The sequence below is a fragment of the Streptomyces sp. NPDC016677 genome (assembly GCF_055562815.1).
On the sequence record NZ_JBVHEO010000002.1, the window covers coordinates 149716 to 162618 of the forward strand.

At 73.1% G+C, this 12903-nt stretch carries 11 protein-coding genes; 4 read left to right on the top strand and 7 right to left on the bottom strand.

Annotation, left to right across the window (positions count from 1 at the left end; translation table 11 throughout):
* Window positions 1-87 precede the first annotated feature (87 nt).
* Window positions 88-1314: a cytochrome P450 gene (locus ACZ3IG_RS05985; RefSeq protein WP_467429460.1), complete on the top strand. Its 1227-nt coding sequence runs from the start codon at window positions 88-90 to the stop codon at window positions 1312-1314.
* Window positions 1315-1381: 67 nt separating this feature from the next.
* On the opposite strand, the gene ACZ3IG_RS05990 is transcribed toward ACZ3IG_RS05985, so the two are convergent.
* The 6 genes from ACZ3IG_RS05990 to ACZ3IG_RS06015 all read right to left on the bottom strand — a co-directional run bounded on the left by ACZ3IG_RS05990 (window position 1382) and on the right by ACZ3IG_RS06015 (window position 7204).
* Complete coding sequence (locus ACZ3IG_RS05990; RefSeq protein ID WP_467429462.1) at window positions 1382-2650, bottom strand: cytochrome P450; 1269 nt, start codon at window positions 2648-2650, stop codon at window positions 1382-1384.
* Window positions 2647-3261, bottom strand: coding sequence for a GTP-binding protein (locus ACZ3IG_RS05995; RefSeq protein WP_467429464.1), 615 nt, complete (start codon window positions 3259-3261; stop codon window positions 2647-2649). Before ACZ3IG_RS05995 ends, ACZ3IG_RS05990 begins: the two co-directional genes overlap by 4 nt.
* A complete protein-coding gene (locus ACZ3IG_RS06000) occupies window positions 3242-3604 on the bottom strand; it encodes a DUF742 domain-containing protein (protein WP_462705174.1) in 363 nt (120 codons plus the stop codon). The genes ACZ3IG_RS05995 and ACZ3IG_RS06000 overlap by 20 nt, the downstream gene beginning before the upstream one ends.
* A complete protein-coding gene (locus tag ACZ3IG_RS06005) occupies window positions 3601-4020 on the bottom strand; it encodes a roadblock/LC7 domain-containing protein (protein WP_403535436.1) in 420 nt (139 codons plus the stop codon). The genes ACZ3IG_RS06000 and ACZ3IG_RS06005 overlap by 4 nt, the downstream gene beginning before the upstream one ends.
* Window positions 4021-4127: 107 nt before the next feature.
* Window positions 4128-5888, bottom strand: coding sequence for an ATP-binding protein (locus ACZ3IG_RS06010; protein ID WP_467429466.1), 1761 nt, complete (start codon window positions 5886-5888; stop codon window positions 4128-4130).
* A 410-nt stretch (window positions 5889-6298) separates the two neighbouring features.
* Window positions 6299-7204 carry a LysR family transcriptional regulator gene (locus ACZ3IG_RS06015; protein WP_467429469.1) on the bottom strand — a complete coding sequence of 302 codons (906 nt, stop codon included), beginning with the start codon at window positions 7202-7204 and terminating at the stop codon, window positions 6299-6301.
* 145 nt (window positions 7205-7349) lie between these two features.
* Here ACZ3IG_RS06015 and ACZ3IG_RS06020 point away from each other — a divergent pair, with 145 nt between their 5' ends.
* Both ACZ3IG_RS06020 and ACZ3IG_RS06025 read left to right on the top strand, forming a co-directional pair.
* Window positions 7350-7700, top strand: a complete 351-nt coding sequence (locus tag ACZ3IG_RS06020; protein WP_467430505.1) for a YybH family protein — start codon at window positions 7350-7352, stop codon at window positions 7698-7700.
* Between the two features lie 132 nt (window positions 7701-7832).
* Entirely contained in the window at window positions 7833-8720 is an 888-nt protein-coding gene (locus ACZ3IG_RS06025) for an NAD-dependent protein deacetylase (protein ID WP_467429470.1), read from the top strand.
* Here the strand turns inward: ACZ3IG_RS06025 and ACZ3IG_RS06030 are convergent.
* Entirely contained in the window at window positions 8717-12106 is a 3390-nt protein-coding gene (locus ACZ3IG_RS06030) for a pyruvate carboxylase (RefSeq protein ID WP_467429472.1), read from the bottom strand. The two genes, ACZ3IG_RS06025 and ACZ3IG_RS06030, sit on opposite strands and share 4 nt — an antisense overlap.
* Window positions 12107-12251: 145 nt before the next feature.
* On the opposite strand from ACZ3IG_RS06030, the gene ACZ3IG_RS06035 reads away from it, so the two are divergent.
* Complete coding sequence (locus tag ACZ3IG_RS06035; RefSeq protein ID WP_467429474.1) at window positions 12252-12857, top strand: flavodoxin family protein; 606 nt, start codon at window positions 12252-12254, stop codon at window positions 12855-12857.
* Window positions 12858-12903 lie beyond the last annotated feature (46 nt).

Consider the following 12903-nt stretch of genomic DNA (forward strand, 5'->3'; position numbering starts at 1 on the left):
CGAACAGCCGTCCAAGACCCCCTGTCGTGCCCGGGAGATGATCAATAGCCTTGGGGCGTACGCCCGTTACCGCCCCCAGGGAGCCCCATGTCCACGGCTCAGCAGGTCCCCGACATCCTCTCGCCCGAGTTCGCGGCGGACCCCTACCCCGCCTACCGCGTGATGCGGGAGAGCGCGCCGCTCATCTGGCACGAGGCGACGCAGAGCTACATCATCTCCCGCTACGAGGACGTCGAGCGCGTCTTCAAGGACAAGGCCGGTCAGTTCACCACCGACAACTACGACTGGCAGCTCGAACCGGTGCACGGCAAGACCATCCTCCAGCTCAGCGGCCGGGAGCACGCCGTGCGCCGGGCCCTGGTCGCGCCGGCGTTCCGCGGCGCCGACCTCCAGGAGAAGTTCCTGCCCGTCATCGAGCGCAACTCCCGCGAGCTGATCGACGCCTTCCGGCACACCGGCTCCGCCGACCTGGTCAGCGACTACGCCACCCGTTTCCCCGTCAACGTGATAGCCGACATGCTCGGTCTGGACAAGGCCGACCACGAACAGTTCCACCGCTGGTACACGGCCGTCATCGCCTTCCTCGGCAACCTGTCCGGCGACCCGGAGGTCACCGCGGCCGGGGAGCGGACCCGGGCCGAGTTCGCCGAGTACATGCTGCCGATCATCCGGGAGCGGCGCGACCGCCTCGGTGACGACCTGCTGTCCACGCTGTGCGCCGCCGAGGTCGACGGCGTGAGGATGAGCGACGAGGACATCAAGGCGTTCTGCAGCCTGCTGCTCGCCGCCGGCGGCGAGACCACCGACAAGGCGATCGCCGGCATCTTCGTCAACCTGCTGCTCAACCCCGAGCAGCTCACGGCCGTCCGCGAGGACCGCTCCCTGATCACGCGCGCCTTCGCCGAGACTCTGCGCTTCACCCCGCCGGTCCAGATGATCATGCGGCAGTCGGCGACCGAGGTGGAGCTGACCGGCGGGACCGTCCCCGCGGGTGCCACCGTGACCTGCCTGATCGGCGCGGCCAACCGGGACGGCGACCGCTACCGGGACCCGGACCGCTTCGACATCTTCCGCGACGACCTGACCACGACGACCGCGTTCTCCGCCGCCGCCGACCACCTCGCCTTCGCGCTGGGCCGGCACTTCTGCGTCGGCGCCCTGCTGGCCAAGGCGGAGGTCGAGATCGGCGTGAACCAGCTCCTGGACGCCATGCCCGGCCTACGGCTCGCCGAGGGCTACGACCCAGTGGAGCAGGGCGTGTTCACCCGGGGCCCGCAGTCGGTCCCGGTGCGCTTCACCCCTGCCTCGGCCTGAGCGGGACACGGGGGTACGGGGGCATGGGACGCACGGGGGCTCGGGGCCCCGCGAGGGGCTCCGCCGGTCACTGCACGACCGGCGTGAACCGCACCGGGAGCGCCGTGAGGCCCCGCATCCAGATCGAGTCCCGCCAGGTCAGCTCCTCCGGCTCGACCGACAGCACCAGGTCCGGCAGCCGCTCCAGCAGCGTCTCCACCGCCGTACGCGCCATCACGTCCGCGAGCAGCGGCGCCGGGTAGGGGCAGCGGTGCTCGCCGTTGCTGAACGACAGGTGCGCCGAGTTCTCGGCGCCGACGTGCGACTCCGGCCAGATCTGCGGGTCGGTGTTGGCCGCGGCGATGCCGAGCACCACGCAGTCGCCGGCCCGGATCAGCCGGCCGCCGAGCTGGGTGTCACGCACCGCCCAGCGGCCGATGAAGTTCTGCGTCGGCGTGTCCAGCCACAGCACCTCGTTGAGCGCCTCGCCGACGCTGAGCCGGCCGCCGGAGACGTTGATGGCGAACCGCTCGTCGGTGAGCAGCAGCCTGAGGGTGTTGCAGATCCAGTTGGCCGTCGGCTGCTGGGCCGCGGCGATGATGGAGATCAGGTCCTGCACGATCTCCTCGTCGGTCAGCCCTGCCGGGTGCAGCAGCATCCGCGAGGTGATGTCCGGACCGGGCCGCTCCCGCTTCTCCTTCACCAGCTGCGCGATCCGCTCGCCCACGCGCGCGTACGCGGCCACCGGGTCGTCGCCCTCGGCCGCGTCCAGGGAGATCCGCAGATCGTCCACGAGCCGCTCGGTGTCGGTGCCCGAGTGCGGCATGCCGCACATCTGGACCACGGCGATCATCGGCAGGGCGTGCGCGTAGGTGCTCATCAGCTCGGCCTCGCCGCTGCCCGCGAAGGCGGCGATGAGCCCGTCGGCGATCTCCCGGCACTGGCGGGCCAGTTCGAACTGGTCGACGCCCTCCAGCGCCTCGGTGATCACCCCGGCCCGCCGCTGGTGCTCCTCGCCCTCGGTGAACAGCACCGACGGCTGGTACCCGACGAACGGCATCAGCGGCCAGTCCGGGGGGATGTTGGGCCACTGGTTCCAGCGGCGGCAGTCCCGCGCGAACAGCTCGTCGTGGTTGGTCACGTAGCTCAGCTCGGAGTAGCCGAGGACCAGCCAGGCGGGGATGTCCCCGTCCAGCAGCACCGGCGCCACCGCGCCGTGCTCCCGGCGCAGCGTCCGGTACAGCTGCGACGGCGTCTGCTGGTACTCCAGCCCGGCCAGGCGCAGCGCGCCGCCGCCGCCGTGGGCGGGGCAGCCCGGGGGCGGCCCGTCGGGCGTGGGGGATCCTGTCTCGGTCACGGTGTGGTCTCCCGGGCCATGGCGAGTTCGTACAGGTGGTCCACGAGGGTGATCAGCACGTCCTTCCCGGAGCGTCTGACCCGCGCGTCGCACTCGATCAGCGGCACGTGCTGCGGCAGCGCGAGCGCCTGGCGGATCTCCTCCAGGGAGTGCCCGGAGTCGTCGTCGAAGCGGTTGACTGCCACCACGAACGGAGTTCCGTGGTGTTCCAGCCGGTCGATGGCGTACCAGGAGTCGTTCATGCGGCGGGTGTCGACGAGGACGACCGCGCCGAGCGTGCCGGAGAACAGCCGGTCCCACAGGAACCAGAAGCGCTCCTGTCCGGGCGCGCCGAACAAGTAGAGCACCATGCGCTCGTTGAGGCTGATCCGGCCGAAGTCGAACGCCACCGTGGTGGTGGTCTTCCCGGCCACGCCGCTGGTCTCGTCGACCCCGACGCCGGCCTGGGTCATCACCTCCTCGGTGTTGAGGGGGCGGATCTCGCTGACCGAGCGGACCAGGGTGGTCTTGCCGACCCCGAACCCGCCCACGATGACTATCTTCAGGCCGGTCTCGGCGGCGTCGGCCAAGGGCGTACGGCCGACGGGCAGTTCAGAGGTTGCGGAGCCCATGGAGCACCTCCTTGAGAAGGGCGGAGTCGGGGAGCGAGGCGACGGACTCGGCCGCGCGCGGGTGCCGGGCGGTGATCCGGCCCATGGCGAGGAGGTCGCCGAGCAGGATGCGTACCACCGTGATCGGCAGCCTCAGTTCCGCGGCGATCTCGACCACGGCGGTCGGGTGCCGGCACATCTCCAGGATGCGGACGTGTTCCGACTGCATCCCGGCCGACGGTTCGCTCTCGCTGACCACCAGGGTGACCAGGTCGAAGGCGTCGTCGGCGCGGCTGCGACCGCCGGTGACCGTGTAGAGCCGGTCGGGGTCGCCGGTGTCCACGGGCTTGCGGGGCGGCGTCATGAGGCGGCGCCTCCTGGGAGGGGCTGGCGGGGCTCGGCTCGCAGGTGTTCGCCGATCTGCTCGACCAGTTCGGTCATCTGGTGGCCGACCACGCCGGGGTCGGCGTTCTCCTCGGCGACGACCGCGAGGTGGGCGCCCTCCCCGGCCTCGACGATGAAGAGCAGGCCGCCGTGGAACTCGGTCATGGAGTGGCGTACTCCCCCGGTTCCGTCGCCGAACTCCACGGAGGCGCCCTGGGCGAGCGCCTGGATGCCCGAACAGATCGCCGCCAGCTGGTCCGCCCGGTCCAGGGTGAGGTGGTCGGACCAGCACAGCTTCAGCCCGTCCCGGGACAGGACGAGGGCGTGCCGGGTTCCCGGGGTGCGCTCCAGAAGGTTCTGCAGAAGCCAGGTGAGGCTGTTGTCGGTGGTCTGCATGGTGGTGATGGGACGGTGGGTGCCCGGCTGACCGGTCACCGGCCCGTTCCTCCAATCTCACGTGCTCAAGCGGGGGGGGTAAAGGGAGCCGAGGCCTGGAGCGGGCGCTACGGGGCGGCCGGTGGCTCGGGCCGGTCATCGGGTCCGGCGGCCTCCCGGCCGGACCGGCGGGCGCGGTGGAAGGCGCCGAAGCGGGAACCGGCGTCGCGTACGGCGGGACGCTCCCGGTCCGGTGCGCCGTCCTCGGTGCTGTCGCCGCCGCGGCGCTGCTCCCGCTCGCGTTCGGCCTCCGCCATGGTGCGGCCGGGGGTGCGGACGGGCAGTCCGTTCGGCGTGTTGTCGGGCGCGTTCGCCGGTCCGGGAAGGCCGGCGCGGGGTGCGGCGGGCTCGGCGGGGGCGAGGCGGGGCGCCGGGGGCTCGACGGGGGCCGGTGCCGCGGGAGCCGGTGCCGCGGGAGCCAGGGCCGCAGGAGCGGGGGCCGGCGCGGCGGGGCGGCCCTGGGCGCCGACGGGGGCCGGTTCGCGCTGCTGGGCGAGGAGCTGGCGGGGCAGCAGGACGACGACGCCGGTGCCGCCGCGGGAGGAGGGGCGGTAGTTGACGCTGATGCCGTACTTGACGGCCAGCCGCCCCACGACCGCGAGGCCGAGCCGGGTGCCCTGGAGGGAGGCGAGGTCGGTCATGCGGCCGGCCACCGACTCCTCGGCCCGGCGCATGGCCGCGGCGGCCATCTTCAGGCCGCTGTCCTCGATGGTGACGACGATGCCGGCGCTGCGCTCCTCGACGTAGACGTTGACCTCGTCGATCGGCGGCGAGAAGTTGGCGGCGTTGTCCATCAGTTCGGCGAGCAGGTGCATCACGCCCTCGGCCGCGAACCCGGTGACGGCGGCCGTGGTGGAGCAGTGCAGGCGCACCCGCTGGTAGGCGGCGATCCGGCCGACCGCGCCGCGCAGGATGGACTCCATCACGATGGGCTTGTTCCAGGCGCGGCTGGAACGGCCGCCCATGAGCAGGGCCAGCCGGTCGGTCATCAGGCCGAGCTGCGAGGTGCTGTGGTCCAGCTTCAGCAGGTCGCCGAAGACCTCCTCGCCGTGCCGCTCCTGCATCTCGCGGAGGTCGGCGAGCATGCTGACCGCCTTGGCCTGGACCCGGCTGAGCGCCTTCGCGGAGGCCGCCTGGGCGGCGGCTGCGCGGCGCTCGCTGTGGGCGAGTTCACGGACGAACGATTCAGCGGGTGCCCGCACCGCCGGGGTGCGCGGCCAGTCGAGCTCGCCGAGCACGGTGTCGGCGGACTGTCCCTCGCGCAGCCTGGTCACGGCGGCGGGCAGCAACTCGTCGGCCAGCCGCACCAGTTCGGCGGCCATGCGCCCCGACTCGTCGGCGGCCTGCCGCCGTTCGGTGTCGTAGGCGACGGCGAGCCGTACGGCCTCCTCCACCTCGGCGACGAAGGTGTGCGCGAGCTGGCGCAGCTGCGGATCGGAGGGGCTGGTCACCTGGGCCAGGGCGTCCTGCGCGGTCGTTCCGTCCCGCAGCCGCTTGGCGACGGCGGGGAGGGTGACGCTGACCAGGTGCGCGGACTCGGCGGCGATCTGCGCCAACTGCGCCCTGGCCTGGGTGACGTCGTCGCTCTGCCGCAGGCCGGCCCGGCGGGCGCGCCGGATCGACAGCGCGCTGACCACGACCGTGACGGCGAGGCAGAGCCAGGCGCCGAGCATCGCGGCCAGCGACCAGGTGCCGGCTCCGGCCGGCGCCGCGGCGACGGCCGCGCCGGCGGCCGCCGCGCTCACCACCAGGACGGCCGCGGGTACGACCGGGACGGCTCGGGGGGCCTTCGCCGACCGGCGCTGGCTGGATGGTGCAGGCACTGACATTCCGCGGTCCCTCGGGATGGAGAGCAGGAGAAACGGTCGACCGACACACACGGCGGTCACGGGTCAGGAAGCGGGCCCCCAAGAGGACGGCGATCTTCCGGACCAGGTACGGGCACATGGTAGTCAACCCGTCGTGTTCCGAGATCTGACTATCCACGCACTCCGCCCAGCAGTCGATTTCGGCCCGAAGGTGCGGTCGGCCGAACGCGCCGTGGTAGTGAACGGGACACTCAGAATCCTTGCGCTGTCTGGCTGTTCAGCGGCGTGGGCGGGCGAGCCGGCGGTGACAGAGCGCAAGGATGACCGTTTCTTCAGAACACAGGAACGGCGAACAGATGAGCAGTTTCCGGCCAACTCATGGCGCTCCCGCCGCCCGATCACCCCAAGACCTCCACATCACAACCGCACATTCATACGATTGAGTCCTGGCCGGACCCCGGTCCGGTGAAAGCGCGTCGGCCGTGCGCCACCATCTCCCGCACCGCGGGGTGGGGCGCGTCCTTCCAGACCAGGGCGAGCAGTGCCGGTGTGTCGAGGCCGTCCACGGCGCGGGCGGTGAGCCGGGCACGGTGCCCCTCGGCCATCGATGCGCCGAGCACGGCGACGCCCAGTCCGCGGGCGGCGAGGTCGGCGATGGCGTCGGCGGCGCCCGCCTCCAGCACGATGGAGGGCTCCAGGCGGTGCGCGGCACAGGCCCGGTCGAACGCGGTGCGCAGGCCCGTGCCGGGCGGCATGCAGACGATCGGATGGGCGACCAGGTCGTCCAGCGTGACCCGGTCGCGGCCCGCGAGGGGGTGTCCGGCCGGGACCGCCGCGACGAGCCGCTCGCTGAGGATCGTCAGGGCCTCCAGTCCCTCCGGGGTGGCGGTCGCGGTGCCGACGAGCGCCAGGTCGAGGCGGCCGTCGCGCACCCCCTCGACGAGCCGGTCGGAGTTGTCCTCCAGGAGCGAGAGCTCCACCCCCGGGTGGGCCCGGTGGAACGCGGCGAGCGCGTCGAACAGCGGGGTGAGGGTGCAGCCGATGACCATGCCGACGGTCAGCCGGCCCCGGACCACACCGGTCACCTCCCCCACCGCGCGGCCGACCGCCCCGGCCGCGGCGAGTGCGGCGCGGGCGTGCTCCAGCGCCGCCTGCCCCGCGACGGTGAGGGTGGCGGTACGCGCGGACCGGTCGAACAGCTCGGCGCCGAGTTCCCGTTCCAGCCGGCGGATCTGGGCGCTGACACCGGACTGGCTGATGTGCACGCGCTCGGCGGCCCGGGTGAAGTTCCGCTCCTCGGCGACGGCGACGAAGTACTCCAACTGCCTCAGTTCCATGAGCGCTGATTCTAGTTCCGAGAAGAACCATCTGTTGGACTTCTGATCTGCGGTCGGACAGCCTGGACAGCACGGAATTCGAGGTCAGGAGGAAGTCGTGGCGGAGTACGAGGCATACGAGACGTACGAGGCGTACGAGAAGGCCATGCGGCCCGAGGACATCACCCGGCTGTTCGTCGAGCGGTCCAACGCCGGTGACGCCGCCGGGGTCGCCGCGCTCTATGAGGAGGACGCGGTGCTGGCCTACCCGCCCGGTGAGGTGACCGTGGGGCGGGAGGCGATCCGCGCGCTGTGGGAGAAGGTGCTGTCCGGCCGTCCCCGCTTCGAGCCGGAGCCGCCGCTGCCGACCCTGGTCAGCGTCGACGGCGGCACCGCCCTCACCGCCACGCCGCCGAAGGACGGGACCGGTGCCCGCGCGCAGGTCGTCCGGCGGCAGCCCGACGGGAGCTGGCTGCGGCTGCTGGACCAGCCGGAGTTCGTCCCGCCCGCCCGCTGACCCGGTCGCCGGTCCCACCCGCACGCTCACCCCGTCGCCCGCTGTGACCGGGCGGCCGCGTCCTCGTCGGGGCCCGGGCCGGAGCCGTCCGGGCGGCATCGCGTGTCCGCGCCGGTTCCGTACCCTTGCGGCATGCGCATGCGCCCCACTCTGAGCTGGACCCCGACCGAGGACCTGCCGCCGGGCACCACCGACCCGGAGCCGGTCGCCGAGGCGCTGAGGGCCGGGGGTGTGCTGGTGCTCAGCGGGGCGGGGATCTCCACGGAGTCGGGCATCCCCGACTACCGGGGCGAGGGCGGGAGCCTGAGCCGGCACACCCCGATGACCTACCAGGACTTCACCGGCGACGCTCAGGCCAGGCGCCGGTACTGGGCCCGCAGCCACCTGGGCTGGCGCACCTTCGGCCGGGCCCGCCCCAACGCCGGGCACCGGGCCGTGGCCGCGTTCGGGCGGCGGGGCCTGCTGTCGGGCGTGATCACCCAGAACGTCGACGGGCTGCACCAGGCCGCCGGCAGCGAGGGGGTCGTGGAGCTCCACGGCAGCCTGGACCGGGTCGTCTGCCTGTCCTGCGGCCGCCTCGGCCCGCGCCGGGAACTCGCCCGGCGGCTGGCCGCGGCCAACCCGGACTTCGCGCCGGTGGCCGCGCACCTCAACCCCGACGGGGACGCCGACCTCAGCGACGAGCAGGTCGGGGACTTCCGGGTGGTGCCGTGCGCGGTCTGCGGCGGCGTCCTCAAGCCCGACGTGGTGTTCTTCGGGGAGGCGGTACCGCCGCGGCGGGTCGAGCACTGCCGTGCGCTGGTCCGCTCGGCGGCCTCCCTGCTGGTGCTGGGCTCCTCCCTGACGGTGATGTCCGGGCTGCGGTTCGTCCGGCAGGCGGCCGAGGCCGGCACACCGGTGCTGATCGTCAACCTGGACCCGACCCGGGGCGACCGGCACGCCGTCACCCGGGTCGCGCTCCCGCTGGGCGGGACCCTCACCGCCGTGGCGGACCGGCTGGGCGTACCCGTCGACGCCTAACCGCGGGGCTCCTGCCCCAGCTGGACCAGCAGATCGCCGCCCTCGACCTGCTGGACGCGGTTGACGGCCAGCCTGGTCACCGTGCCCGCCCGGGGAGCGGTGATCGCCGCTTCCATCTTCATCGCCTCGATGGTGGCCACCGTGGCCCCGGCCGCCACCCGGTCGCCCTCGGCGACCGCGAGGGTCACCACACCGGCGAACGGCGCCGCGACCTGCCCGGGGTCGCTCCGGTCGGCCTTCTCGGTCACCGGGACGTGGGAGGCCGCCGCCCGGTCCCGGACCTGGATCGGCCGCAACTGCCCGTTGAGACCGGCCATCACGGTCCGCATGCCCCGCTCGTCGGCCTCGCCGACCGCCTGGAGTTCGATGAGCAGCCGTACGCCGGGTTCGAGGTCGACGGCGTACTCCGTGCCCGGCCGCAGTCCGTAGAAGAAGTCCCTGCTGTCCAGGACGCCGGTGTCGCCGTACGTCTGCCGGTGGGTCCGGAACTCGCGGGACGGGCCGGGGAACAGCAGCCGGTTGAGGGTGGTGCGCCGGTCCTCGGCGAGGCCGGTGCGGTCCTCGGCGGACAGTTCCGTGACCGGCGCGGCCTCGGCGCGGCCCCGCAGCGCCTTGCTGCGGAACGGCTCGGGCCAGCCGCCGGGCGGGGTGCCCAGCTCGCCGCGGAGGAAGCCGATGACGGAGTCGGGGATGTCGTACCGGTCCGGGTCCGCCTCGAACCGCGCCGGGTCGGCTCCGGCGCCCACCAGGTGCAGGGCCAGGTCGCCGACCACCTTCGACGACGGGGTGACCTTGACCAGGCGGCCGAGCATCCGGTCGGCGGCGGCGTACATCGCCTCGATGTCCTCGAAGCGGTCGCCGAGGCCGAGGGCGATGGCCTGGGCGCGCAGGTTGGAGAGCTGACCGCCGGGGATCTCGTGGTGGTAGACGCGGCCGGTCGGCGCGGCCAGGCCCGCCTCGAAGGGGGCGTAGACCTTGCGGACGCTCTCCCAGTACGGCTCCAGGTCGCCGACGGCCTTCAGGTCCAGGCCGGTGGGCCGCTCGGAGTGGTCGGTGGCGGCGACGATCGCGGACAGGGACGGCTGCGAGGTGGTGCCGGCCATGGACGCCACGGCGCCGTCGACCGCGTCCGCCCCGGCCCGTACGGCGGCCAGGTAGGTGGCGAGCTGGCCGCCCGCCGTGTCGTGGGTGTGCAGGTGCACCGGCAGGTCGAACTCCCGGCGCAGGGCCGACACCAGCGTCTCGGCGGCCGGGGCGCGCAGCAGGCCCGCCATGTCCTTGACGGCCAGGACATGGGCGCCGGCGGCGACGATCCTCTCGGCCAGGCGGAGGTAGTAGTCGAGGGTGTAGAGCTTCTCGGACGGGTCGGAGAGGTCGGCGGTGTAGCAGAGGGCGACCTCGGCGACGGCCGTGCCGGTGGCGCGTACGGCCTCGATGGCGGGGCGCATCTGGTCGACGTCGTTGAGCGCGTCGAAGACGCGGAAGATGTCGATGCCGGTGGCCGCCGCCTCCTCGACGAACGCGTCGGTCACCTCGGTCGGGTACGGGGTGTAGCCCACGGTGTTGCGACCGCGCAGCAGCATCTGGAGGCAGATGTTGGGCACCGCCTCGCGCAGCGCGGCCAGCCGCTCCCAGGGGTCCTCGGCGAGGAAGCGCAGGGCGACGTCGTAGGTGGCGCCGCCCCAGCACTCCAGGGAGAGCAGTCCGGGCAGGGTGCGGGCCACCACCGGGGCGACGGCGAGCATGTCCTTGGTGCGGACCCGGGTGGCCAGCAGGGACTGGTGGGCGTCGCGGAAGGTGGTGTCGGTGACGCCGAGGGCGGGTGACTCGCGCAGCCGGCGGGCGAAGCCCTCGGGGCCCAGTTCGGTGAGCAACTGGCGGGAACCGGCCGGGGGTTCGCCCGAGGGCAGCGGCGGGAGCTTGGTCAGCGGGTCGGTCAGGGCGGGACGTTCGCCGTGCGGTTTGTTGACCGTCACGTCGGCGAGGTAGGTGAGCAGTTTGGTGCCGCGGTCGGCGGAGTGCCGGGACGTCAGCAGATGGGGGCGCTGTTCGATGAAGGACGTGGTGACGCGGCCGGCCCGGAAGTCGGGGTCGTCCAGGACCGCTTGCAGGAACGGGATGTTGGTGGCCACGCCGCGGATGCGGAACTCGGCCACCGCACGCCGGGCCCGGCCCACCGCGGTGGCGAAGTCCCGCCCCCGGCAGGTGAGTTTGACCAGCATCGAGTCGAAGTGCGCGCTGATCTCCGTACCGGCGTGGGTGGTGCCGCCGTCCAGGCGGATGCCGGAGCCGCCGGGTGAGCGGTAGGCGCTGATGCGGCCGGTGTCCGGGCGGAAGCCGTTGGCCGGGTCCTCGGTGGTGATCCGGCACTGGAGGGCCGCGCCGCGCAGGGTCACCGTCTCCTGGGAGAGGCCGAGGTCGGCCAGGGTCTCGCCGGCGGCGACGCGCATCTGGGCCTGGACCAGGTCGACGTCGGTGACCTCCTCGGTGACCGTGTGCTCGACCTGGATGCGGGGGTTTATCTCGATGAAGACGTGGTTGCCGTCGCGGTCGAGGAGGAACTCCACGGTGCCGGCGTTGCGGTAGCCGATCCGCCGGGCGAAGCGCACCGCGTCGGCGCAGATCCGCTCGCGCAGGGCCGGGTCCAGGTTCGGGGCGGGGGCGAGTTCGATGACCTTCTGGTGGCGGCGCTGGACCGAGCAGTCGCGTTCGTAGAGGTGGATGACGTCGCCGTGGCCGTCGGCGAGGATCTGCACCTCGATGTGGCGGGGCTCGACCACCGCCTTCTCCAGGAAGACGGTGGCGTCGCCGAACGCGGACGCCGCCTCCCGGGACGCCGCCTCGATGGCCTCCCGCAGGTGCGCGGGGTCCTCGACGCGGCGCATGCCGCGCCCGCCGCCGCCCGCGACCGCCTTGACGAACACGGGGAAGCCGACGTCGTCGGCGGCGCGGACGAGTTCGTCCACGTCGGTGGAGGGCGCCGAGGAGCCCAGCACGGGTACGCCGGCCTCCCGGGCGGCGGCCACGGCGCGGGCCTTGTTGCCGGTCAGTTCCAGGATGCCGGCGCTCGGGCCGACGAAGGTGATGCCGGCCTCCTCGCAGGCCCGCGCGAGGCCGGGGTTCTCGGAGAGGAACCCGTAGCCCGGGTAGACGGCGTCGGCGCCCGCGTCGCGCGCCGCCCGCACGATCTCCTCGACGGAGAGGTAGGCCCGCACCGGGTGGCCCGGCTCACCGATCTCGTAGGCCTCGTCGGCCTTCAGCCGGTGCAGGGAGCCCCGGTCCTCGTGCGGGAAGACGGCGACCGTCCGCGCGCCCAGTTCGTAGCCCGCGCGGAACGCGCGGATGGCGATCTCACCGCGGTTGGCGACCAGCACCTTGCGGAACATCGACGATCCCTTCAGCCGGCCCGTGACGAGACCATGGTGGCGGCGGTATCCGGGTTACGCCATGTGAGGCGGGCCACTCGCCGGGGCGGGTGAGGGTGGGAAGCGCACCCGTCTGTGACGCCCCGTCGGGGGAAGGCTCCCGCACATGCGCGCACTCGTCGTCAACTGCACTCTCAAGCCCTCGCCCGAGCCGTCCAACACCGAAGCCCTCGCCGCCACCGTCATCTCCTCGCTCCAGGGACACGGCGTGACGGTGGACACCGTGCGGGCCGTCGACCTGAACCTGAAGCCCGGCGTACGGACCGACATGGGGGACGGTGACGACTGGCCCGCCGTGCACGACAAGCTCCTCGCCGCCGAGATCCTCGTCATCGCCTCCCCCACCTGGCTGGGCCGGCCCTCCTCCGTCGCCCAGCGGGTGCTGGAGCGGATGGACGCCATGCTGAGCGAGACCGACGCCCAGGAACGGCCGGTCGCCTACAACCGGGTGGCCGGGGTGGTCGTCACCGGCAACGAGGACGGCGCCCACCACGTCATCAGCGAGATCAACGGCGCCCTGGTCGACATCGGCTACACCGTCCCCGGCCAGTCGTGGACGTACTGGCACCTCGGTCCCGGCCCCGGGCCCGACTTCCTCGACGACGACCGCGGCCACGACTGGTCGGTGTCGACCGGCAAGGCCATGGCGTCCAACCTCGTGCACGCCGCCCGCGCCCTGGCCGCGCTGCCGCTGCCGGCTCCGCCGTCCTGACCGCGCGGGGCCGGCGCCGTGGGTACGTGGGGCAGGGACGGCCGCC